A 21,975-nucleotide genomic window follows, 5' to 3' on the forward strand; every position below is an offset into this window, starting at 1 on the left:
GCGCCGCGGCTGACGGTCTTGAGCGCGGCGCGGCTGATGACGTGCTCCAGCTCGCGCACGTTGCCCGGCCACGGGTAGCGGCGCAGCGCGGCCTCGGCGGCGCCGGACAGGCGCAGGCTGCGCAGGCCGAGCCGGGCGCGGTTGCGCTCCAGCATGCGGCCGGCCAGCAGCAGCACGTCGTTGCCGCGCTCGCGCAGCGGCGGGATCGGGATCGGGTAGACCGACAGGCGGTGATACAGGTCGGCGCGGAACGAGCCGTCGCGCACGTGGTCGCGCAGGCTGCGGTTGGTGGCGGCGATGATGCGCACGTCGACGCGGCGGGGCCGGTCCGAGCCCAGCCGCTGGATCTCGCCGTTCTGCAGCGTGCGCAGCAGCTTGGCCTGGATCGAGAGCGGCAGCTCGCCCACCTCGTCGAGAAACAGCGTGCCGCCGTCGGCCGCCTCGAAGCGGCCGGGCCGGTCGCCCAGCGCGCCCGAGAACGCGCCCCTGGCGTGGCCGAACAGCTCGCTCTCGGCCAGCGACTCGGGCAGCGCGGCGCAGTTGACGTGGATCAGCGGCTGCGCGCGCCGGCGCGAGAGCCGGTGCAGCCGGTGCGCGAACAGCTCCTTGCCCACGCCGGTCTCACCCAGCAGCAGCACCGGCAGTTCCGAGTCGGCCACCACCGTGAGCTCGTGCAGCAGGCGGGCGATGGCCTCGCTCTGGCCGATGATCTCGCCGTCGTCGCGGGCCGCGTCGCCGGGCGGGGCGTCGCCGCGCGTGAGCCGCAGCGCGCGGATCTCGGCTTCCAGCCGCGTGGTGCGGATCGCGGCCTCGACCACCACCGTCAGCCGCCGCAGGTCGGCTTGCGCCTCGTCGCCGAAGGTGCCGACCGTCAGCGCGTCGAGCGTCAGCACGCCCCACGGCTGGCCTTCCACGTGCAGGCTGGTTCCCATGCAGTCGTGCACCGGCAGCGGCTCGCCGACGCGCTCGTCGATCAGCCCGTCGTAGGGGTCGGGCAGCACGCTGTCGTGGTGGAAGCAGGTCACGCCGCGGCGGGCCAGGATGGCGGCCAGGCGCGGGTGCAGGCCCACCGCGAAGCGGCGCCCGAGGGCGTCGCGGACCAGCCCGTCGATGGCCACCGGCCGCAGCTGGTCTTCTTCGAGCTGCAGCAGCGCCACGGCGCCGCAGCGGAAATGGGCGCGCAGGCTGCCGACCAGCCGCTGCAGGCGCACGGCCTGGGGCAGGTCCGCGACCAGATCGGTGAGCAGGAGGTTTTCCATCATGGTCAATTCAACCCTCATGGGTTCCTATTACCGTTTCCGGATCATGGTGAATCATACCGTCAAAAAACCAAGGCATTGATTTTATTGCATTAATTTTCCGGCACGGCTTTCGCTATGTGAGTGATGCACATCCCACACAGGAGGACATCATGAGCATGACCGATCAATCGCTGGGCGAGCTGGCCCGCCGGATTCCGGGCGCCACCCGGGTGTTCCACGACTACCAGCTCGATTTCTGCTGCGGCGGCAAGCAGAGCCTGGGCGAGGCCGCGCAGGCCGCGGGCCTCGACGCGCGCGCCATCGAGACGCGCCTGCTGTCGCTGCAGGCGCAGGCTCGGCGCGACGGCGCCGACTGGAGCGCCGCCGACGCGGTCGACCTGATCGCCCACATCATCGCGCGCTACCACGAGGTGCACCGCCAGCAGCTGCCCGAGCTGATCCGCCTGGCGCGCCGCGTGGAGCAGGTGCATGGCGACCGCGCCGACTGCCCGCGCGGCCTCGCGGATCATCTCGCCGTCATGCACCAGGAGCTGGAGAGCCACATGCAGAAGGAGGAGCAGATCCTCTTCCCGCTGCTGGCCCGCGCGCCGGGCCGGCTCGCCAGCGGCCCCATCGCGGTCATGCGCATGGAGCACGACGAGCACGGGCAGGCGCTGCAGCAACTCGGCGCGCTGACCGACGACATCACGCTGCCGCGCGCCGCGTGCAATACGTGGCGGGCCCTGTACCTGGGGCTGCGCACGTTCCGCGAAGACCTGATGGAACACATCCATCTGGAGAACAACATCCTGTTCGACAACGCCGAGCACGCCGCGCCGGCCCACGCCTGATCGCGCCGCCGGCGCGCGCGGGCACGCACGCGCAGCACGCACGGGACGCACGGGACGCACACAAGCAGCACAGACAAGCAGCACACACGAGCAGCGCGCGCGGCAAGCGCGCGGACAACCGCGAGACCCCATCATGGGACAGTACAAGAAACTCTGGTTCACCCTGATCGCCGTACTGGCGGTCACTTTTTCGCTGCTGGGCTATTACGGCACCGAGGTCTACCGCAAGGCGCCGCCGGTGCCGCAGCAGGTCGTCAGCGCCGACGGCAAGGCCCTGTTCAGCAAGGACGACATCCTCGACGGGCAGACCGCGTGGCAGTCGGTCGGCGGCATGCAGCTCGGCTCGATCTGGGGCCACGGCGCCTACCAGGCGCCGGACTGGACCGCCGACTGGCTGCACCGCGAGCTGACCGCGTGGCTCGACCTCGCCGCGCAGGATGGCTACGGCCGCGCCTACGCCGCGCTCGACGGGCCGACCCAGGCCGCGCTGCGCGAGCAGCTGCGCGCCGAGTACCGCGGCAACCGCGCCGACCCGGACAGCGGCGTGCTGACCGTCTCCGCGCGGCGCGCGCAGGCCATCGCCGCCACCGGCGCGTACTACGACAGCCTGTTCTCCGACGCGCCGGCGCTGCGCAAGAGCCGCGAGAGCTTCGCCATGAAGGAGAACACGCTGCCCAGCGCCGCGCGCCGCGCCAAGCTGACGCACTTCTTCTTCTGGACCGCGTGGGCCGCCGCCACCGAGCGCCCGGGCCTGAGCGCCACCTACACCAACAACTGGCCGCACGAGCCGCTGATCGGCAACCAGCCCACCAGCGAGAACATCATCTGGTCCATCGCCAGCGTGGTGGTGCTGCTGGCGGGCGTGGGCTTCCTGGTCTGGGCGTGGTCGTTCCTGCGCGGCCATGAAGAGGCGCCGCCGCCGGTGGCCGCGCGCGACCCGCTCACCACCTTCGCGCTCACGCCGTCGCAGCGCGCGCTGGGCAAGTACCTGTTCCTGGTGGTGGCGCTGTTCGTGTTCCAGGTGCTGATCGGCGGGCTGACGGCCCACTACACCGTGGAGGGGCAGAAGTTCTACGGGTTCGAATTGTCGAAGTGGTTCCCGTACACGCTGATGCGCACCTGGCACATCCAGAGCGCGCTGTTCTGGATCGCCACCGGCTTCCTCGCCGCGGGCCTGTTCCTGGCGCCGCTCATCAACGGCGGCAAGGACCCGAAATACCAGAAGCTCGGCGTGGACGTACTGTTCTGGGCGCTGGTGGTGGTCGTGGCCGGATCGTTTACCGGCAACTACCTGGCGATCGCGCAGATCATGCCGGAGAACCTCAACTTCTGGCTCGGGCACCAGGGCTATGAGTACGTCGACCTGGGCCGCCTGTGGCAGATCGGCAAGTTCGCCGGCATCCTGTTCTGGCTGGTGCTGATGCTGCGCGGCATCGCGCCGGCGCTGCGCGCGCGCGGCGGCGACAAGAACCTGCTGGCCCTGCTCACGTCTTCGGTCGTGGCCATCGGCCTGTTCTACGGCGCGGGCCTGTTCTACGGCGAGCGCACCAACCTGTCGGTGATGGAGTACTGGCGCTGGTGGGTCGTGCATCTGTGGGTCGAGGGCTTCTTCGAGGTGTTCGCCACCACGGCGCTGGCCTTCATCTTCTCCACGCTCGGGCTGGTGTCGCGCCCGATGGCGACCGCGGCCAGCCTGGCATCGGCGTCGCTGTTCATGCTGGGCGGGCTGCCCGGCACCTTCCACCATCTCTACTTCGCCGGCACCACCACGCCGGTGATGGCGGTGGGCGCGAGCTTCAGCGCGCTCGAAGTGGTGCCGCTGATCGTGCTGGGCCATGAAGCGTGGGAGAACTGGCGCCTCAAGGAGCGCGCGCCGTGGATGGCCAACCTGAAATGGCCGCTGATGTGCTTCGTCGCGGTGGCGTTCTGGAACATGCTCGGCGCCGGCGTGTTCGGCTTCATGATCAACCCGCCGATCTCGCTGTACTACGTGCAGGGCCTCAACACCACGCCGGTGCATGCCCATGCCGCGCTGTTCGGCGTCTACGGCTTCCTCGCGCTGGGCTTCACGCTGCTGGTGCTGCGCTACGTGCGGCCCGCCCACGCGTTGAGCCCCGGCCTGATGAAGACCGCGTTCTGGGGGCTCAACGCGGGCCTGGTGCTGATGATCGGCACCAGCCTGCTGCCGATCGGCATCATCCAGTTCCACGCCAGCGCCAGCGAGGGCTTGTGGTACGCGCGCAGCGAGGCCTTCATGCAGCAGCCGATCCTGCAGACGCTGCGCTGGGTGCGCACCTTCGGCGACGTGGTGTTCATCGTCGGCGCGCTGGCGATGGCATTGCAGGTCGTGCTCGGCCTGGCCGGCAAGGCGCCGGCGCTGGGCGCGCCGGAAAGCAGCCTGGAGCCCGCGCCGCGCTGAGCGCATCGACCGCATCGCGCTAGCAGCATGGCAGCCGCCCGGGCATCCGCCCCGGCGGCTGCGGCGCGTTTACGCGCGCCGCCGGCGCGGGGCATTCGATGCATGCGCACGCGCGCGCCGATCGTGCCCGCGGCTTGCCGACTGCTTGACAGCTATCAAGCGCGCGCCAGGATTTCTCCGACATGATGCGCGTAAGGTTCCTTGCCGCGCGCTATCGCGCAACCAGGACCCAGCGGTTTCCCCAACTCGCCGAAGAAGAGCATATGAAAGCGAAATCCTGGATGTTCCCCGCACTTGCGGCGCTGCCACTTTCCCTCTGGCTCGGGCTCACCCACGCGGACACGGCGGCATCGCCGCCGGCCGCCGCGGTCACGCTGACGCCGGCCGAATTCGACCAGGCGCGCCAGATCTACTTCGAACGCTGCGCCGGCTGCCACGGCGTGCTGCGCAAGGGCGCGACCGGCAAGCCGCTGACGCCGGACATCACGCGCGCGCGCGGCACCGAATACCTGAAGACCTTCATCAAGTACGGCAGCCCCGCGGGCATGCCCAACTGGGGCACCTCGGGCGACCTGTCGGATGCCGAGGTGGACCTGATGGCGCGCTACATTCAGCTGGACCCGCCCACGCCGCCCGAATTCTCGCTGGCCGACATCGAGAAAAGCCGCAAGGACGTGGTGCCGGTGGCGCGGCGCCCGACGCGCAAGATGAACGCCTACAACCTCGACAACCTGTTCTCCGTGACGCTGCGCGACGCGGGCGAGGTCGCGCTGATCGACGGCGACAGCAAGCAGATCATCACCATCGTCAAGACCGGCTATGCCGTGCACATCTCGCGCATGTCGGCCTCGGGCCGCTACCTGTACGTGATCGGGCGCGACGCCAAGGTCGACCTGATCGACCTGTGGCTGCCCAGGCCGGACATCGTCGCCGAGGTCAAGGTCGGGCTCGAGGCGCGCTCGGTGGAGACCTCCAAGTACAAGGGCTACGAGGACAAGTACGCGGTGGCCGGGACCTACTGGCCGCCGCAGTACGTGATCATGGAGGGCGACACCCTCAAGCCGCTCAAGGTGGTGTCGACGCGCGGCATGACGGTGGACAACGAATACCATCCCGAGCCGCGCGTGGCGTCGATCGTGGCCAGCCACTTCCATCCCGAGTTCGTGATCACGGCCAAGGAAACCGGCAAGATCATGATGGTCAACTACGCCGACCTGAACAACCTGAAGACCACCACCATCGACTCGGCCAAGTTCCTGCACGACGGCGGCTTCGATGCCAGTGGGCGCTACTTCATGGTGGCGGCCAACGCCTCCAACAAGATCGCCGTGGTCGACACCAAGGAGGACAAGCTGGCCGCGCTGGTCGACGTGGGCAAGACGCCCCACCCGGGGCGCGGCGCCAACTTCGTCCATCCGAAGTACGGCCCGGTGTGGGCCACCAGCCATCTCGGCGACGAGACCGTCAGCCTGCTCGGGACCGATCCGGTGGGCCACAAGGCGCAGGCGTGGAAGGTCGTGCAGACCGTGAAGGGGCAGGGCGGCGGCTCGCTGTTCATCAAGACGCATCCGAAGTCGCGCAACCTGTGGGTGGACACGCCGCTCAATCCCGATCCCAAGCTCAGCCAGTCGGTCGCGGTGTTCGACACCCGCAGGCTGGAGGACGGCTACAAGGTGCTGCCGATCGCGCAGTGGGCGCAGCTCAAGGGCGAAGGCGCCAAGCGCGTGGTGCAGGCCGAGTACAACCAGGCCGGCGACGAGGTCTGGTTCTCGGTGTGGGGCACCAAGGACGGCGAATCCGCGCTGGTGGTGGTCGACGACAAGACGCGCACGCTCAAGACCGTGATCAAGGACCCGCGCCTGATCACGCCGACCGGCAAGTTCAATGCCTTCAACACGCAGCACGATATCTACTGAGGCGCGCCGCGCCGGAGCCATCTCATGCATGCAAGCAACGTCATCGCCGCGGCGCTGGTCGCCGCCTTCCTGCCTGCGGCCGCGCACGCCAGCGCCGAGCTGGCCGCGAGCAAGGCCTGCCTGGCCTGCCACAGCACCGACAAGAAGCTGATCGGGCCCGCCTTCAAGGACGTGGCCGCGAAGTACAAGGGCAGCCCGGACGGCGAGAAGCAGATGGTCCGGTCGATCCTCGAGGGCAGCAGCGGCAAGTGGGGACCGATCCCGATGCCGGCCAACCGCGTGAGCGAGGCGGAAGCCGGCGCGCTCGCCAGATGGGTGCTGAGCCTGTAGGCCGGGCCGCGGCGGCGGCGCGCTCGCTGGCGCTGGCACTGGCGTGCATGGCAGCGGGTGTCGCCACCGCCGCCGATCCGGCGCCGGCGCGGCAGGCGCAACTCGCGCGCTGGCTGCGCGACGACTGCGGCGCCTGCCACGGCATGACCCTGCGTGGCGGCCTGGGGCCGCCGCTCGGCGCGGCGGCGCTGGCCGGCAAGCCGCGCGACGCGCTGGTGGCGACCGTGCTGCAAGGCCGCCCCGGCACCGCGATGCCGCCCTGGCAACCCTTCATGACGCAAGACGAGGCAGCATGGCTGATCGAACGACTTCAGGCGGGCGCGCCGCCCGCCGTAGATTCCCCGGCCCGCTGAGGCTGGCCGCCGCGCTCGCGCTGGCCGCGGGCTTGTCCGGTTTGTCCGGCTGCATGGGCGGCATGGGCGAGACCACGCGCGGCACCGGCGACCTGGGCGTGGTGATCGAGCGCGCCGCCGGCCGCGTGCAGGTGGTGGAGACCACCGGCATGACGCGCCTGGCCACCGTGGCCGGGCTCGGCGACCTGTCGCACGCCAGCGTGGTGTTCTCGCGCGATGGGCGCTATGCCTATGTCTTCGGCCGCGATGGCGGCCTGTCGCGCGTGGACCTGCTGCGCGCGCGCGTGACGCATCGCGTGATGCAGGCCGGCAACAGCATCGGCGGCGCCATCCTGCAGGACGGCAGCGTGGTCGCGGCGCAGAACTACGCGCCCGGCGGCATCCGCCTGTTCGATGCCGCCACGCTGGAGCCGCTGGCCGACATCCCGGCGATCGGCCGCGACGGCCGCCGCTCCAAGGTGGTCGGCCTGGCCGACCTGCCCGGGCGCCGCCTGGCCGCCAGCCTGTTCGAGTCCGGCGAGATCTGGATCATCGACGCCGCCGATCCGCGGCATCCGCGCATCACCCGGCTCGACGCCGGCCGCGAGCCCTACGACGGGCTGGTCACGCCCGATGGCCGCTGGTACGTCGCCGGCCTGTTCGGCGAGGACGGGCTCGCGCTGGTGGACCTGTGGCAGGACCCGCCGGCGTCGCGCAAGGTGCTGGCGGGCTACGGCCGCGGCGAAACGCGCCTGCCCGTCTACAAGATGCCGCACCTGCGCGGCTGGGCGATGGCGCAGGGCGAGGCCTGGCTGCCGGCGGTGGGCCGCCACGAAGTGCTGGTGGCCGACGCCGCGCGCGGCTGGCGGGAGAGCGGCCGCGTCGCGCTGGCCGGCCAGCCGGTCTTCGTGATGGCGCGGCCGGACGGGCGGCAGGTCTGGGTCAATTTCGCCTTTCCCGACAACGACACGGTGCAGGTGATCGACACCGCCACGCGCCAGGTGGTGCGCACCCTCAAGCCGTGCCGGGGCGTGCTGCACATGGAGTTCACGCCCAAGGGCGAGGCGGTATGGCTGTCATGCCGCGACGAAGACCGCCTCGAGGTCTACGACACCGCGAGCTTCGCCCGCCTCGCCACGCTGCCGGCCGACAACCCGAGCGGCATTTTCTTCACCGTGCGCGCGCAGCGCTTCGGCATGTAGACCCACACCGACCATGTACGACGAACGCCGACTCTACGACGATATCCAGCGCGATTTCCCGCTGCAGCCGCGGCCCTTCCAGTGCGTGGCCCAGGCGCACGGCCTGAGCGAGCAGGCCGTGCTCGGCCTGCTCGCGCGCGACCTGGGCGCCGGGCGCGTGAGCCGCATCGGCGCGGTCTTCGCGCCCAACACCATCGGCGTGAGCACGCTCGCCGCGTTGAAGGTGGAGCCCGCCTGGCTGGACCGCGTGGCCGCGCGCGTCAGCGCCAATGCCGCCGTCAGCCACAACTACGCGCGCCACGGGCACGCCTACAACCTGTGGTTCGTCGCCGGGGCGCGGCACCGCGCCACGCTCGACGCGGCGCTGGCGGCGATCGCCGCCGAAACCGGCCAGCGGCCGCTGGATTTGCCGCTCGAGCGCGAATACCACATCGACCTGGGTTTCCCGCTGCGCGGCGCGGCCGCCCGGCCGGCATGGCCGGCCGTGAGGATGCCATCCCGGCAACAACTGAACGACGACGACTGGCGCCTGGTGGCGGCGCTGGAAGCGGGCCTGCCGCTGACGCCGCGCCCCTATCACGCGCTGGCGCGGCAATGCGGCCTGCCGCTGGACCGCGTGCTGACGCGGTTGTCGCAGTGGCATGCCTGCGGCGTCATCCGCCGCTTCGGCGCTATCCTCCATCACCGGCGCTTCGGCTACGACAGCAACGCGATGTGCGTGTGGGACGTGCCGGACGGCCGCGTCGACGCGCTGGGCCAGCGCCTGGCGCGGCTCGGCGTGGTCAGCTTGTGCTACCGCCGCCCGCGGCGGCCGCCGCACTGGCCCTACAACCTGTTCGTCATGGTCCACGCGCGCAGCGAGGACGAACTGCATGCCGCGCTGGCGCTGTTCGACCAGCAGTGCGGACTGGCCGCCGCGCCGCGCGCGGTGCTGCTCGGCAGCCAGTGCTACAAGCAGCGCGGCACGCGCTACGCCGGCGCGCCGGCAAGCCCATGAGCGCCGCCCGAACCCGGTCCGTCGAGACCGCGCCGGCCGCGCCGGCGGCGCTGGACGCGCTCGACCGCCGCATCGTCAACGCCCTGCAGGGCGGCTTTCCGCTCACGCCGCGTCCGTATGCCGACGCCGCCGCCGCGCTCGGCACCGACGAGGCCACGCTGCTGGCGCGCCTGCGGGCGATGCTGGCGCGCGGCGTGCTGACCCGCTTCGGCCCGCTGTACCAGATCGAGCGGGCCGGCGGGCGCTTCGTGCTGTGCGCGTGCCACGCGCCCGCCGCGCGCCTGGAAGCCGTGATCGCGGCCATCAACGCGCACCCGGAGGTGGCCCATCACTACGCGCGCACCCATCACTTCAACCTGTGGTTCGTGCTGGCGGTCGCGCACCCCGGCGCGGTGGCGCACACGCTCGCGCGCATCGCAGCCAGCGCCGGGGTGGAGGTGCTGGCGTTTCCCAAGGAGCGGGAGTTCCACGTCCATCTCCATTTGCAGGCATAGACATTCATGTACCCCAAGCCTTCCACTTCGTCGCCGGACCCGGCGCCTGCCGCGGATGCGGCGGATGCCGCCTGGCCCGACGCCACCGACCGCGCGCTGATGCGCGCCACGCAGGCCGGGCTGCCGCTGGTGGCCGCGCCCTATGCGGCGCTGGGCGCCGCGCTCGGCATCGGCGAGCAGGAGGTCATCGCGCGCTTCGCGGCGATGCAGGCGCGCGGCCTGATGCGCCGGCTGGGCGCGGTCCCCAACCACTATGCGCTGGGCTGGCGCGCCAACGGCATGACGGTGTGGGACGTGGCCGACGAGCATGTCGAGGCGCTCGGCCGGATGGTCGGCGCGCTGCCGTTCGTCAGCCACTGCTACCAGCGTCCGCGGCGGCTGCCGCGCTGGCCCTACAACCTGTTCGCCATGATCCACGCCCGCACGCGCGAGCAGGCCATGCCGCTGGTGGCGCAGATCGGCGCGCTGCTGGGCGACGCCTGCCGGGAGCGCGACGTGCTGTGGTCGACCCGCATCCTCAAGAAAACCGGGCTGCGCCTGCCGCCAGGAGACTGAACATGTTCCGCCTGTCCCGATTCATGGAAGCCCTGCGCGACGGCGGCCCGGTGCCGGCCCCGCGCCCGCCCGCCGGCCCGGTGGTGATCTGGAACCTGGTGCGGCGCTGCAACCTCAACTGCAGGCACTGCTATTCCACCTCGGCCGATACCGACTTCAAGGGCGAGCTGACCACGGCGGAGGCCCTCGCGGTGCTGGCGCAACTGCGGCAGGCGCGCGTGCCGGCGCTGATCCTGTCGGGCGGCGAGCCGCTGCTGCGGCCCGATCTGTACCCGCTGGCGCGGCGCGCGCGGGCGCTGGGCTTTCACTTGTCGCTGTCGTCCAACGGCACCTTGCTCGATCGCGCGCACGCGGCGCGGCTGGCCGATGCGGGCTTCGGCTACGTGGGCGTGAGCCTGGACGGGCTCGAAGCCACCCACGACCGCTTCCGGCGCAGCGACGGCGCCTTCGCGCGGGCGCTGGCGGGGCTGCGCGCGGCGCGCGCGGCCGGCCTGCGCGTGGGCGTGCGCATGACGCTGACCGAGGCCAACGCGGCGGAGCTGCCCGCGCTGGTGGCGCTGACGGAGGCCGAGGGCATCGACAAGTTCTACCTGTCCCACTTCAACTACGCGGGCCGCGCGCGCGGCCACCAGCGCGACAACGCCCGCCATGCCCACACCCGCGCCGCGCTGGACTGGCTGTTCGCGCATGTGTGGGAGCGCGCGCGGCAGGGCCGCGCGGGCGATTTCGTCACCGGCAACAACGATGCCGACGGCGTCTACCTGCTGCACTGGATCGCGCGGTGCCAGCCCGCCCGCGTGGCCGACATGCGGCAGCGCCTGGTGGACTGGGGCGGCAACGCCACCGGCGTGAACGTGGCCAACATCGACAATCTCGGCAACGTCCACCCCGACACCATGTGGTGGACGGTGACGCTGGGCAACGTGCGCGAGCGCCCGTTCGGCGCGATCTGGGCCGACCGCAGCCATCCGCTGATGGCCGGGCTGGCCGCCCGGCCGCGCCCGCTGCAGGGCCGCTGCGCGGTCTGCGCGCAACGCGCCATCTGCAACGGCAACACCCGCGCGCGCGCCCATGCGGTGAGCGCGAACGCCTGGGCCGAGGACCCGGGCTGCTACCTGACCGAGGCGGAGATCATGGCGCCGCTGGCCGTGGAGGTGCCGGCATGAACGCCGCCATGTGGTTGCCGCGCTGGCGGGCGCTGGCCGCCGTGCTGTCTGCCTTGCTGCTGGGCGTGTTGCTTGCCATGCCCCGTGCCGCCGTGGCGGCGGCGCAGGAAACGCCGGCGCCGCTGGATGCCGCCGCGTTCTACGGCCAGCACTGCGCGGCCTGCCACGGCGCCGCGCGCCTGGGCGGCATGGGCCCGGCGCTGCTGCCGGAGAGCCTGGAGCGCCTGCGGCCGCAGGAACTGGCGGCGGTATTGCGCGACGGCCGCCCCGCGACCCAGATGGCGGGTTTCGCCGGCCAGCTCGACGCCGCCGGCATCGACGCGCTGGCCGCGTGGCTGCGCGCCGCGCCGGCGGCGGCGCCGGACTGGAGCGCGGCCGACATGGCGGCCTCGCGCATCGTCTATCACCCCGCCGGCAGCCTGCCCGCGCGCCCCGTGTTCAGCGCCGACCCGGCCAACCTGTTCCTGGTGGTGGAGGCCGGCAGCCATCACGTCAGCGTGCTCGACGGCGACAAGCTCGAGCGCATCTACCGCTTCCGCAGCCGCTTCGCGCTGCACGGCGGCCCCAAGTTCAGCCACGACGGACGCTACGTGTTCTTCGCCAGCCGCGACGGCTGGGTCAGCAAGTTCGACCTGTGGAACCTGACGCTCGCCGCCGAGATCCGGGTCGGGCTCAACACCCGCAACCTCGCCGTCAGCGACGACGGCAAATGGGTGCTGGCCGGCAACACGCTGCCGCAGACGCTGGTGCTGCTGCATGCCGAGGACCTGGCGCCGGCGCGTGTGTACGACGTGCGCGGCGCCGACGGCACGGCCTCGCGCGTGTCGGCGGTGTACGACGCCGCGCCGCGCGCGAGCTTCATCGTCGCCCTGCGCGACATCCCGGAGGTGTGGGAGATCCCGTATGGCGCCGCGCCCGCCGCCGCGCCGCCGGGCCGCGCTTTCACGCCGCGCGTGATCGCGCTCGGCGAAGTGCTCGACGACTTCTTCTTCGACCAGCGCTACCTGCACATACTGGGCGCCTCGCGCAACGGGCATGGCCAGGTGATCGACCTGGCGCAGGGGCGCAAGGTGGCCGACCTGGCCCTGAGCGGCATGCCGCACCTGGGCAGCGGCATCACGTGGGTGCGCCGCGGGCGCGAGGTGATGGCCTCGCCCAACCTGAAGCAGGGCCGCATCAGCGTGATCGACATGCAGAGCTGGCAGACCGTCGCCGAGATCGCCACCAACGGGCCGGGCTTCTTCCTGCGCAGCCACGAGAACACGCCGTATGCCTGGACCGACGCCATGATGAGCCCGCGCCGCGACACGCTGCAGGTGATCGACAAGGACAGCCTGCGGGTGGTGGCCAGCGTCACGCCCAGCCCGGGCCGCACCGCCGCCCACGTGGAGTTCACGCGGGACGGCCGCTACGCGCTGGTGAGCGTGATGGAGCAGGACGGCGCCATCGTGGCCTACGACGCGGCCACGCTGCGCGAGGTCGCGCGCATTCCGATGGACAAGCCGGTCGGCAAGTACAACGTCTTCAACAAGACCACCCGCTCGTCGGGGACCAGTCATTGAGGAGCATGAGATGGACAGGCAACTGAAGCCGGGCAAGGTATGGCTGGTGGGCGCGGGGCCCGGCGATCCGGAACTGGCCACGGTCAAGGCCGCGCGGGTGCTCGGCCAGGTCCAGGTATGGCTGATGGACGACCTGGTGTCGCCCGGCATGCGCCGCTACGCCGCGCCGGACACGCGCATCATATCGGTGGGCAAGCGCGGCGGGCGCTGCTCCGCGAGCCAGGCCAGCATCCAGGCGCTGACGCTGGCGCACGCGCTGGCCGGCCGCGACGTGGCCCGCGTCAAGGGCGGCGATCCGCTGCTGTTCGGGCGCGGCGGCGAAGAGGCCGAATTCCTGCGCGCGCACGGCATCGCGGTGGAGGTGGTCAACGGCGTCAGCAGCGGCATGGCCGCCGCGCAGGCGCTGGGCATCGCGCTGACGCATCGCGCCCACTGCCACGGCGTGACCTTCGTCACCGCGCACACCAGCGGCGACGGGCGGCCCGACTGGCGCGCGCTGGCCGCCGGCGGCACCACGCTGGTCATCTACATGGGCATGGGGCGCCTGTGCGCGATCCGCGACGCCCTGCTGGCCGCGGGCATGCGGCCCGGCATGCCCGCGGCCGTGGTCATGCACGCCAGCAACCCGGGCGAGCGCCGCTGGGCCGGCACGCTGGCCACGCTTGCCGAAGCGCTCGCGGCCGGGCTGGCCAGCCCGGCGGTGGTCCTGATCGGCGGCGTGGCGGCGCAGGCGCTCCCGGACATGCCATACGCTTGCCCGCGGTCAATCAACATATAGTGTTTCACCGGTACGCTGTGGCCCATATCTAGTATGAATGTTGCCGGGAGAAGAGATGGAGCACCGTACCGAAGAAGCCGCCGTAGCCGCCGCGGGCCTGCCCGGCGAGGTCGTCAAGCGCAACGGCGAAAGAGCCGCCTTCGCCGTCGAGCGGATCCGGTCCGCGCTGCGCCGCGCCGGCGCCGCGGCCGGCGAGTTCGACGACGCGCGGGCGGGCAGCCTCGCCGCGCAGGTATGCCGGGTGTTGGCGCACCGCTGCCAGGGCCGGGCGCCGGACGTCGAGCAGATCCAGGACGTGGCCGAGCAGGTGCTGATCGCCGCCGACTACTGCGACACCGCGCGCGCGTTCATCGCCTATCGCGGCCGGCACGCCAGGCTGCGCGAGGACCGCAAGACCCTGGTCGACGTGGCGGCTTCGATCAACGAATACCTGAGCAAGGCCGACTGGCGCGTGAACGCCAATGCCAACCAGGGTTATTCGCTGGGCGGGCTGATCCTCAACGTGGCCGGCAAGGTCACGGCCAACTACTGGCTGTCCCACGTCTACGCGCCGGAGATCGGCGAGGCGCATCGCAACGGCGACATCCACATCCACGATCTCGACATGCTGAGCGGCTACTGCGCCGGCTGGTCGCTGCGCACGCTGCTGCACGAGGGGTTCAACGGCGTGCCGGGCAAGGTGGAGGCGGGGCCGCCCAACCACATGTCGTCGGCGGTGGGGCAGATCGTCAATTTCCTCGGCACGCTGCAGAACGAGTGGGCCGGCGCGCAGGCGTTCTCGTCGTTCGACACCTACATGGCGCCCTTCGTGCGCAAGGACGCCATGTCCTACGCCGAGGTGCGGCAGTGCGTCCAGGAGCTGATCTACAACCTCAACGTGCCTTCGCGCTGGGGCACGCAGACGCCGTTCACCAACCTCACCTTCGACTGGACCTGCCCGGATGACCTGCGCGAGCAGGTGCCGGTCATCGGCGGGCGCGAGATGCCGTTCGCCTATGGCGAGCTGCAGCAGGAGATGGACCTCATCAACCGCGCCTACATCGAGGTGATGACGGCGGGCGACGCCAAGGGCAGGGTGTTCACCTTCCCGATCCCGACCTACAACATCACGCGCGACTTTCCGTGGGAATCGGAGAACGCCGCGCGGCTGTTCGAGATGACGGCCAGGTACGGGCTGCCGTATTTCCAGAACTTCATCAACTCGGAGCTGGAGCCGAACATGGTGCGCTCCATGTGCTGCCGCCTGCAGCTCGACCTGCGCGAGTTGCTCAAGCGCGGCAACGGCCTGTTCGGCAGTGCCGAGCAGACCGGCAGCGTCGGCGTGGTGACGGTCAACTGCGCGCGCCTGGGCCACCTGCACGCCGGCGACGAAGCGGCGCTGCTGCGCGCGCTGGACCGCTTGCTCGAACTGGGCAAGCAGAGCCTGGAGAACAAGCGCAAGCGGATCCAGCAACTGATGGACCAGGGCCTGTTCCCCTACACCAGGCGCTACCTCGGCACCCTGCGCAATCATTTCTCGACGCTGGGCGTGAACGGCATCAACGAGATGATCCGCAACTTCACCGCGGACCGGCACGACATCACCTCGGCGTGGGGCGAGGCCTTCGCGCTGCGCCTGCTCGACCACGTGCGCGAGCGCATCGTGGCCTTCCAGCAGGAAACCGGCCATCTCTACAACCTCGAGGCCACGCCGGCCGAAGGCGCGACGTACCGCTTCGCGCGCGAGGACCGCAAGCGCTGGCCCGGCATCCTCCAGGCCGGCAGCGCGGCGCAGCCCTACTACACCAATTCGTCGCAGCTGCCGGTCGGCTGGACCGACGACCCGTTCGAGGCGCTGGCGCGGCAGCAGCCCCTGCAGTCGCGCTACACCGGCGGCACCGTGCTGCACCTGTACATGGGCGAGCGCCTGTCCAGCGGCGCGGCCTGCCGCGAGCTGGTGCGGCGCGCGCTGACGCGCTTCCGCCTGCCGTACATCACGGTGACGCCGACGTTCTCGATCTGCCCCACGCACGGCTACCTTGCCGGCGAGCATCCGTTCTGCCCGCGCTGCGACGAAGAGATCCTCGCGCGCAAGCGGGACGCGCTTGCCGCCTAGCCGGCTGGCCGCACGGCCGGGGGCATGGACGCCGCAATGATGGCGGCATCCCCCGCGTTTTTTCCCGACCTTTCCCCCAACCTTTTTTCAACCCGGAGCACGCATCATGACCGACCACGCACGACAATCCGCCACCTCCCTTTCCACCCCGCCGGCCGACGTTGCGCTGCGCGACGAGGAGCGCCAGCCCTGCGAGGTCTGGACCCGGGTGATGGGCTACCACCGGCCGGTGGCCAGCTTCAACGCCGGCAAGCAGGGCGAGCACCGCGAGCGCAGGTTCTTCGCGGAGCCCCATGCGGTTGCCGCCTGACACCGCCGCCGCCACTGCCGCCGCCGCGTTGCGCGTCGGCGGCATGACGGCGCTGACGACCATCGACTTCCCGGGCCGCCTGTCCGCCGTGGTGTTCTGCCAGGGCTGCCCGTGGCGCTGCGGCTACTGCCACAACCCGGCGCTGCTCGATGCCGGCGCGCCCGCCGGCATGGCGTGGGCGCAGGTGCTGGGCTTCCTGGAGGCCCGGCGCGGCCTGCTCGACGGCGTGGTGTTTTCCGGCGGCGAGCCGACCTTGCAGGCGGCGCTGCCGGGCGCCATCGCGGCGGTGCGGGCGCGCGGCTTCGAGGCCGCGCTGCACACCGCCGGCATGTATCCCGGGCGCCTGGCGGCGGTGCTGCCGGCGCTCGACTGGGTCGGCCTCGACATCAAGGCGCCCGAGCACCGCTACGACGCCATCACGCGGGTGCCCGGCAGCGGCGGACGGGCCTGGGAATCGCTGCGCCGCTGGCTGGCCAGCGGCGTGGCGGGCGAGTGCCGCACCACCTGGCACCACGGCCTGTTCGACGTCGCCGAGCTGCACGCGCTGGCCGCACGGCTGGCCGCGCTCGGCGTGACGCACTGGGCGTTGCAGGCGTGCCGCGGCGGCGCGGGCGCGGCGCTGGGCCGCGGCGACGTCGACCGGCTGGCGGCGCGCTTCAGCCATTTCACGCTGCGCGAGGCGTGAAGCGCGGCGCGCGCTTGCGCCATGTCAACCGATGCGTGGGTACGGGCCAGGCGGAGGACGTGGCCGTACTACGATGAAAGCGTGCATCACAGTAATCCGGGAGGAGGCAGGCATGCCGTTGGAACAAGCATGGAATGCGACAGGCGGTTTTGACTACCAGGGCCCGCAGGAATGGCTCGCGCCCATCACGGAGGCGCTGCGCCGCGTGGTGGACCCCGAGCTGGCGCTGAATATCCTCGACGTGGGCCTGGTCTACGCGGTGGCGGTCTCGGAGGGCGTGGTGAAGGTCACGATGACCATGACCTCGGCCGCGTGCCCGGTGGCGGACATGATTCTGGACGACGTGCAGTTCGAGCTCGAAGACACCATGCCGCTGGGCTATGCGATCGAGCTGGAACTGTGCTGGGAGCCGGCATGGTCGCCCGAGCGCATGAGCGCGGCGGCCAGGCGCGTGATGGGATGGTGAGGGCGCCGCCGCGCCGCGCGCGCGAACGCCGGCGCGGCGCGTGGCCGCGCGTCGCGGTGCTGGCGCCGGCCGTCCTCGCCTTGCTCGCGGGCCTGCTCGGCGGCCTGCTGCGCGCCGGCGTGGCGCTGCCCGGCGCCGGCGCCGCCGCGCTGCCGTGGCAGGCGTTCGCGTTCCACGGCGCGCTGATGACCGGCGGCTTCTTCGGCACGGTCATCGGCATCGAGCGGGCGGTGGCGCTGGGCCGGCCCGCGGCCTTCGCCGCGCCGCTGGCGTCGGGGCTGGGCGCGCTGCTGCTGGTGGCGGGGTTTCCCGCTGCCGGCGCGTGGCTCATGGCCGGCGGCGCGCTGGCGTTCGCCGGCGTCAGCGTGGCCGTGCTGCGGCGCCAGCCGGCCGCGCACACCGCCTTGCTGCTGGCGGCCGCGCTGGCGTGGCTGGCCGGCACCGCGGCGCTGGCTTCGGGCCGCGCGCTGGCCTCGGTCAACGCCTGGTGCTTCCTGTTCCTGGTGGTCACGGTTGCCGCCGAGCGGCTCGAGATGACGCGCCTGATGCGCCGGCGGCGCGGCGCGCAGGGCGCCTTGCTCGCCATTCTGGCCGCGCTCGCGCTGGGCGCCGCCGGCTCGGCGCTGGACGGGCGCGCGGGCACGCTGGGCGGCTGCGTCTATGGCGTGGCGCTGGCCTGCCTCGCCATCTGGCTGGCGGTGTTCGACATCGCGCGCCGCACGGTGCGCAGCCACGGACTGAGCCGCTACATGGCGGTCTGCCTGCTGCTCGGCTACGGCTGGCTGCTGGTGGCCGGGGCGGCATGGGCCGCCACCGCGGCCGGGCTGCCGTGGCGCGACGCGGCGCTCCACGCGCTGGGGCTGGGGTTCATCGTCAGCATGGTGATGGCGCATGCGCCGGTCATCCTGCCGGCCATCACGCGCATCCGGCTGGCGTTCGGCAACGGCTTCTACGCGCCGCTGGCGGTGCTGCACCTGTCCCTGGCCGCGCGGCTGGCCTTCGGGCACCGGTTGCCGGCGGTCAAGGCCGCGGCGGCGCTCGGCAACGTGGCGGCCATGCTGCTGTTCATTGCCGTCACGGCCGCCGCGGCGCGCGCGTGGCGGACCCGCGCGGCGGCGCTTGCGCGGCGGTCCTGAAAAAAAAGAGCCTGCCCGCGATGCCTCGGACATCATCGGGCAGGCTTCCAGCAGTACCACTACATCGAGGCCGCCGGGCAAGCCCCCGCACCCCGGCAACCTCACCATGATCTTGCCGCGTGCCCGCGCCGGCCGCCTTGTCGGCGGACAAGCCGATGGCAGGTGGCGCGGCTGACTCGCGCTGCTCCGCGCCTAGCCCGCGGCGAACCGCAGTTGCAGCGCCTGCACGTCGTGGATCACGACCTCGGGGCCGGCCACGCTGATGAGGGCGGCTTCGCTGAGGCGCTGCAGCGCGCGCGAGAGCGTGGCCGGCGACAGCCCCAGCTTGGAGGCGATCAGGTTCTTGTTGACGGCGAAGCGGGTCAGGTTGCCCTCGCGCGGGCGGTTCAGCAGGTAGCCGATCACGCGCTGCTGCGCGTTCTGCAGGTTGACCGTCTCGATGTCCTGCACCAGCGAATGCAGGCGCATCGACAGGCCGGCGAGCATGCGGCGCGCGAAGGACGGATCGCGGTCGATGGCGGCGAAGATGTCCTTCTTGCCGAGCAGGATGAGCAGCGTGTCTTCCAGCGCCTGGGCATCCACGAGGTAGGGCCGGTCAAGGAACATGACGGCCTCGCCGAAGGCCTGGCCGGGGCCGAAGAACTCCACGACCTTCTCGGGGTTGCCGTGCAGCGACGGCAGCGCGAGCTTGATCTGGCCGACCGCGACGACGTAGAGGCCCGGCGCCGCGTCGCCGCGCCGGAACACGTGGCCATGCCTGGGGACCCTGACCTCGCGGCAGGAGCCGGCCAGCTCGCTCAACTGGCCGGCATCGAGGTTGCGGAAAAGCGGCAGGCTGCCCAGCAGCCCGTCGAGATTGAGTTTGTGGCGCATGCTTTGTCTCGGTGACGGTGGTGGCACCGGTCGGTCTGTCGGCGCGGGCCGTCATGGCGGGGCACGCGGCAGCGGCACAGGGCGTGCGCGGCGACCGGCTCGCAGCGCATAGGATTCCACGCGGCGGCCCGCCGGATTTTGTGGTGGGTCAAGTTGCATCGCCCCGGCGCGCAGGCCGCGGCCGGATGTGACGTGGCGCGCGCGTGCCGCCTGTGCCGCGCGTGGCGCTAGCGCGCGCCTCTTCGCCGCGCCATGCGCCGGCCGATCTCGGCGAGCCGGTCATGCGGCAGCTTGTCGGCGGCGGGATAGATTTCGCGCTCCTCGCGCAAGGCATGCGCGGGATAGCCGGTGGCGAACGGGTCGAGCTCCGGCGGGGCGGCCTGCGCGGTCCCTTGCGAGACCGCTTCCAGCCACGGCTGCACGGCGCGCCACAATGCGCCGAGATGCCCGTGCTCGGCGGCGATCTCGCCGATGCGGGCGTCGAGCGCGGCGTCGCCCAGTTCCCGCAGCGCCGGAAACAGGTCTTCCTCCTCGTCCATGTGGTGCAGCGGCGCGGCGACCTGGAAGTAACGCAACGCGCCGGCGGCCGCGCTGCGCGCCTCTTCGTCCGCGCCGTGCAGCGCCACGTGCCGGGCCAGCCTGGGGCACAGGCCGGCGAAGCGCCGCACCTTGTCGTGGCAGGCCAGCAGCAGTTCGATCGGCGACTCGAAGCCGGGCAGGCTGGCGGTGGTGGAAAGCATGGTGGAGTCCCGGTTGAGGCAGGCGGCCGTGGTTTGCATCTGATCTGCGTGGAGCATGGCCGAAAGTATGGCCGAAAGCGGAACCCGCCGGTTGAGATGGAGCAAGCAGGCGCGGGAATGCGGCGGGCCGGCTGCCGCAGGCACAATCCGCAGGCGCGGTCCTTCACCGCGATCAAGCCGGCGCCGCGGCCCGGCGGCTAGCATGCGTGCGGCGGGATGGACGGCGCGGGGCCGTCCGCGCCTTGCTTGTTTGCCTGTTCGCTGGTTTGCCTGTTCGCCTGCCCCGCGCCTTGCTTCCCGCTTCGGGCGGGGGACTGATCCGATGCCGAAACCGCCGCTTTGCCCGCCATGCTTTTCCTTGTGTCCCGCCGTGTTCGGCCACACCCCGGGCCACACCCCGGGCCGGTTCCCGGAGCACCCATGAAGCCCGCGCGCCTGAGATACGAGAACGCGCCGCGGCCCGCCGTGGTCCTCGGCTGCCTGCTGCCGGCACCGTGGCTTGGCGCCGCCGCGGGACTGCTGCTGGCATTCGGCCCGCCGGACGGGCTGCCGTCGCGGTTCGCGCCGGTCGCGCTGGCGGTGGTGCATCTGCTCGCGCTGGGCATGCTGGCGCCCGTCATGGTGGGCGCGCTGTTCCAGATGATGCCGGTGATCGCCGGGGTGCGGGTGCCCGGCACCGCTGCGCTGGCGCCGCTGGCCGCGCTGCTGGGCGGGGGCGCCGCGCTGGGGCTGGCCAGCGGGTTCGTGGCCGGCTGGTTGCCCGGTTTCCGCGCGGCGATCCTGCTCGGGGCGCCGTTCCTGGGCCTGGTCGGGCTGGCCTTGCTGCGGGCCGGCGCGCGCGTGGCCGCGGCGGATGCCACCACGCGCACGCTGGCGCGCGCGGGCGCGCCGCTGATCGTGACCGTGGCCACCGGCGCGGCGCTGGCCGGCGTGCTCGGCGGGCAGTGGCAACTGCCGCTGCGGCCGCTGCTGCAACTGCACGTCGCCTGGGGCCTGGTGGGCTGGCTGGCCGCGCTGGTCGCCGGCGTCGCCACCACGGTGGTGCCGATGTTCTGGCAGGCGCCGCGGCTGCCCGCCGTGGTGGCGTCCTTCCTGCCGTGGGGAATCTGGCTGCTGTTGCTGGGCTACAGCGGGGTGGCGGTCGACCTGCCGGCGCTGGCGGAGGTGGGCGCACTGCCGCTCCTGCTGCTGCTGGCGCTGCTGGCCCTGCTCGGGCTGCGCGGCATGCTGCGGGCGCGGCGCCGGCATGATCCCGGCTGGCGGCTCTGGGTCGCGGCCTGCCTGAGCGCGCTCGCGGCGGCGGCGCTGGCGATGGCGGCCCCGCTGTTGCACGGGGTGGCCGCGCTGCCCTGGTGGATCGGCACGGCGGTGCTGGTCGGATGCGGGGTGCTGCCGGTCACGGCCATGACGGGCAAGATCGTGCCGTTCGTGATCTGGCTGCACTTGCGCCGCGGCCTGCCGCTGCCGGCGCGGGTGCCGGCCATGCAGGCGATCATTGCGCCCGCGCGGCAGCATTGGCAGGCCCGCCTGCTGCTGCTCGCCTATGTCCTGCTGCTGGCGCTGCCGCTGGCGCCGCGCTGGCTGGCCCTGGCCGGCGGCATGGCGTTCGCGCTCGCCAACGCCTGGCTCGGGCTGCAGCTGCTGTGCGCGGTGCGGGTGTTTCGCCGCGTGACGGCCGCGGGCGGGCTGCCGCCCCGGCATGCGGCCGGGTATGGCTGGCACGATGGGCATGACGGGCATGACCAAAGAGGTTGACGCAGGGCAAGCCGGGCCGGGCGCGATTGCGTAGCATGAGTCAGTGGCCGGCGGGGGCGCTTGCCTGCGCCC

General features: G+C 72.0%; 21 protein-coding genes. 18 read left to right on the forward strand and 3 right to left on the reverse strand.

Translation table 11 applies throughout. From position 1 onward, the window contains the following. Positions 1-1,262 (reverse strand): nitric oxide reductase transcriptional regulator NorR (gene norR / locus K206_RS0114930; protein WP_020423787.1); only part of this gene is annotated, 1,262 nt, incomplete at its 3' end. A gap of 149 nt (positions 1,263-1,411) precedes the next feature. On the opposite strand from norR, the gene ytfE reads away from it, so the two are divergent. From ytfE to K206_RS0115015, 17 genes are all read left to right on the forward strand, one after another. Beyond that, complete coding sequence (gene ytfE, locus K206_RS0114935; RefSeq protein WP_020203206.1) at positions 1,412-2,092, forward strand: iron-sulfur cluster repair protein YtfE; 681 nt, start codon at positions 1,412-1,414, stop codon at positions 2,090-2,092. A 133-nt stretch (positions 2,093-2,225) separates the two neighbouring features. Next, a complete protein-coding gene (locus tag K206_RS0114940) occupies positions 2,226-4,511 on the forward strand; it encodes a nitric-oxide reductase large subunit (protein ID WP_020203207.1) in 2,286 nt (761 codons plus the stop codon). Positions 4,512-4,774: 263 nt separating this feature from the next. Further along, positions 4,775-6,427, forward strand: a complete 1,653-nt coding sequence (locus tag K206_RS0114945) for a nitrite reductase (RefSeq protein ID WP_020203208.1) — start codon at positions 4,775-4,777, stop codon at positions 6,425-6,427. A 24-nt stretch (positions 6,428-6,451) separates the two neighbouring features. Beyond that, a complete protein-coding gene (locus tag K206_RS0114950) occupies positions 6,452-6,757 on the forward strand; it encodes a c-type cytochrome (RefSeq protein ID WP_020203209.1) in 306 nt (101 codons plus the stop codon). Positions 6,758-6,804: 47 nt separating this feature from the next. Continuing rightward, the gene (locus K206_RS0114955; RefSeq protein ID WP_020203210.1) at positions 6,805-7,110 is read left to right on the forward strand and encodes a cytochrome c; all 306 of its coding nucleotides are present in this window, start codon (positions 6,805-6,807) and stop codon (positions 7,108-7,110) included. 62 nt (positions 7,111-7,172) lie between these two features. Beyond that, positions 7,173-8,291, forward strand: coding sequence for a cytochrome D1 domain-containing protein (locus K206_RS0114960; protein WP_020423789.1), 1,119 nt, complete (start codon positions 7,173-7,175; stop codon positions 8,289-8,291). A gap of 13 nt (positions 8,292-8,304) precedes the next feature. Next, entirely contained in the window at positions 8,305-9,288 is a 984-nt protein-coding gene (locus K206_RS0114965) for an Lrp/AsnC family transcriptional regulator (RefSeq protein ID WP_020203212.1), read from the forward strand. Continuing rightward, on the forward strand, positions 9,285-9,782 hold the full coding sequence (locus K206_RS0114970) for an Lrp/AsnC family transcriptional regulator (RefSeq protein WP_020203213.1): 498 nt from the start codon (positions 9,285-9,287) through the stop codon (positions 9,780-9,782). Before K206_RS0114965 ends, K206_RS0114970 begins: the two co-directional genes overlap by 4 nt. A gap of 99 nt (positions 9,783-9,881) precedes the next feature. Further along, complete coding sequence (locus K206_RS0114975; RefSeq protein WP_043366638.1) at positions 9,882-10,337, forward strand: Lrp/AsnC family transcriptional regulator; 456 nt, start codon at positions 9,882-9,884, stop codon at positions 10,335-10,337. Positions 10,338-10,339: 2 nt separating this feature from the next. Continuing rightward, positions 10,340-11,503: a heme d1 biosynthesis radical SAM protein NirJ gene (nirJ, locus tag K206_RS0114980; RefSeq protein ID WP_020203215.1), complete on the forward strand. Its 1,164-nt coding sequence runs from the start codon at positions 10,340-10,342 to the stop codon at positions 11,501-11,503. Between the two features lie 77 nt (positions 11,504-11,580). Further along, complete coding sequence (locus K206_RS0114985) at positions 11,581-13,065, forward strand: nitrite reductase (protein ID WP_155888077.1); 1,485 nt, start codon at positions 11,581-11,583, stop codon at positions 13,063-13,065. A gap of 10 nt (positions 13,066-13,075) precedes the next feature. After that, positions 13,076-13,843, forward strand: coding sequence for a uroporphyrinogen-III C-methyltransferase (gene cobA / locus K206_RS38310; RefSeq protein ID WP_020203217.1), 768 nt, complete (start codon positions 13,076-13,078; stop codon positions 13,841-13,843). Positions 13,844-13,898: 55 nt separating this feature from the next. Then, positions 13,899-15,938: a ribonucleoside triphosphate reductase gene (locus tag K206_RS0114995; protein WP_020203218.1), complete on the forward strand. Its 2,040-nt coding sequence runs from the start codon at positions 13,899-13,901 to the stop codon at positions 15,936-15,938. Positions 15,939-16,044: 106 nt separating this feature from the next. Then, positions 16,045-16,248, forward strand: coding sequence for an anaerobic ribonucleoside-triphosphate reductase (nrdD, locus tag K206_RS0115000; protein WP_020203219.1), 204 nt, complete (start codon positions 16,045-16,047; stop codon positions 16,246-16,248). Further along, positions 16,232-16,933 carry an anaerobic ribonucleoside-triphosphate reductase activating protein gene (locus tag K206_RS0115005; protein ID WP_043366632.1) on the forward strand — a complete coding sequence of 234 codons (702 nt, stop codon included), beginning with the start codon at positions 16,232-16,234 and terminating at the stop codon, positions 16,931-16,933. The genes nrdD and K206_RS0115005 overlap by 17 nt, the downstream gene beginning before the upstream one ends. Positions 16,934-17,045: 112 nt before the next feature. Then, positions 17,046-17,399, forward strand: a complete 354-nt coding sequence (locus K206_RS0115010) for a metal-sulfur cluster assembly factor (protein ID WP_020203221.1) — start codon at positions 17,046-17,048, stop codon at positions 17,397-17,399. Then, positions 17,393-18,535 (forward strand): hypothetical protein, encoded by a 1,143-nt coding sequence (locus K206_RS0115015; RefSeq protein WP_020203222.1) that lies wholly within the window; start codon positions 17,393-17,395, stop codon positions 18,533-18,535. Before K206_RS0115010 ends, K206_RS0115015 begins: the two co-directional genes overlap by 7 nt. 192 nt (positions 18,536-18,727) lie before the next feature. Here K206_RS0115015 and K206_RS0115020 read toward each other — a convergent pair whose 3' ends face one another. Continuing rightward, positions 18,728-19,408, reverse strand: a complete 681-nt coding sequence (locus K206_RS0115020; protein WP_020203223.1) for a Crp/Fnr family transcriptional regulator — start codon at positions 19,406-19,408, stop codon at positions 18,728-18,730. A gap of 227 nt (positions 19,409-19,635) precedes the next feature. Beyond that, entirely contained in the window at positions 19,636-20,187 is a 552-nt protein-coding gene (locus tag K206_RS0115025; protein WP_020203224.1) for a hemerythrin domain-containing protein, read from the reverse strand. Between the two features lie 381 nt (positions 20,188-20,568). Here K206_RS0115025 and K206_RS38315 point away from each other — a divergent pair, with 381 nt between their 5' ends. After that, positions 20,569-21,903, forward strand: coding sequence for a hypothetical protein (locus K206_RS38315; RefSeq protein ID WP_020203225.1), 1,335 nt, complete (start codon positions 20,569-20,571; stop codon positions 21,901-21,903). The last annotated feature ends 72 nt before the right edge of the window (positions 21,904-21,975 follow it).

The organism is Cupriavidus sp. WS (genome assembly GCF_000395345.1).
GTDB lineage: Bacteria > Pseudomonadota > Gammaproteobacteria > Burkholderiales > Burkholderiaceae > Cupriavidus > Cupriavidus basilensis_B.

Coding starts and splice junctions, on each gene's coding strand:
- ytfE (WP_020203206.1), top strand. CDS start 1,412: ATGAGCATGACCGATCAATCGCTGGGCGAGCTGGCCCGCCGGATTCCG.
- K206_RS0114940 (WP_020203207.1), top strand. CDS start 2,226: ATGGGACAGTACAAGAAACTCTGGTTCACCCTGATCGCCGTACTGGCG.
- K206_RS0114945 (WP_020203208.1), top strand. CDS start 4,775: ATGAAAGCGAAATCCTGGATGTTCCCCGCACTTGCGGCGCTGCCACTT.
- K206_RS0114950 (WP_020203209.1), top strand. CDS start 6,452: ATGCATGCAAGCAACGTCATCGCCGCGGCGCTGGTCGCCGCCTTCCTG.
- K206_RS0114955 (WP_020203210.1), top strand. CDS start 6,805: ATGGCAGCGGGTGTCGCCACCGCCGCCGATCCGGCGCCGGCGCGGCAG.
- K206_RS0114960 (WP_020423789.1), top strand. CDS start 7,173: ATGGGCGAGACCACGCGCGGCACCGGCGACCTGGGCGTGGTGATCGAG.
- K206_RS0114965 (WP_020203212.1), top strand. CDS start 8,305: ATGTACGACGAACGCCGACTCTACGACGATATCCAGCGCGATTTCCCG.
- K206_RS0114970 (WP_020203213.1), top strand. CDS start 9,285: ATGAGCGCCGCCCGAACCCGGTCCGTCGAGACCGCGCCGGCCGCGCCG.
- K206_RS0114975 (WP_043366638.1), top strand. CDS start 9,882: ATGCGCGCCACGCAGGCCGGGCTGCCGCTGGTGGCCGCGCCCTATGCG.
- nirJ (WP_020203215.1), top strand. CDS start 10,340: ATGTTCCGCCTGTCCCGATTCATGGAAGCCCTGCGCGACGGCGGCCCG.
- K206_RS0114985 (WP_155888077.1), top strand. CDS start 11,581: ATGCCCCGTGCCGCCGTGGCGGCGGCGCAGGAAACGCCGGCGCCGCTG.
- cobA (WP_020203217.1), top strand. CDS start 13,076: ATGGACAGGCAACTGAAGCCGGGCAAGGTATGGCTGGTGGGCGCGGGG.
- K206_RS0114995 (WP_020203218.1), top strand. CDS start 13,899: ATGGAGCACCGTACCGAAGAAGCCGCCGTAGCCGCCGCGGGCCTGCCC.
- nrdD (WP_020203219.1), top strand. CDS start 16,045: ATGACCGACCACGCACGACAATCCGCCACCTCCCTTTCCACCCCGCCG.
- K206_RS0115005 (WP_043366632.1), top strand. CDS start 16,232: ATGCGGTTGCCGCCTGACACCGCCGCCGCCACTGCCGCCGCCGCGTTG.
- K206_RS0115010 (WP_020203221.1), top strand. CDS start 17,046: ATGCCGTTGGAACAAGCATGGAATGCGACAGGCGGTTTTGACTACCAG.
- K206_RS0115015 (WP_020203222.1), top strand. CDS start 17,393: ATGGTGAGGGCGCCGCCGCGCCGCGCGCGCGAACGCCGGCGCGGCGCG.
- K206_RS0115020 (WP_020203223.1), bottom strand. CDS start 19,408: ATGCGCCACAAACTCAATCTCGACGGGCTGCTGGGCAGCCTGCCGCTT.
- K206_RS0115025 (WP_020203224.1), bottom strand. CDS start 20,187: ATGCAAACCACGGCCGCCTGCCTCAACCGGGACTCCACCATGCTTTCC.
- K206_RS38315 (WP_020203225.1), top strand. CDS start 20,569: ATGAAGCCCGCGCGCCTGAGATACGAGAACGCGCCGCGGCCCGCCGTG.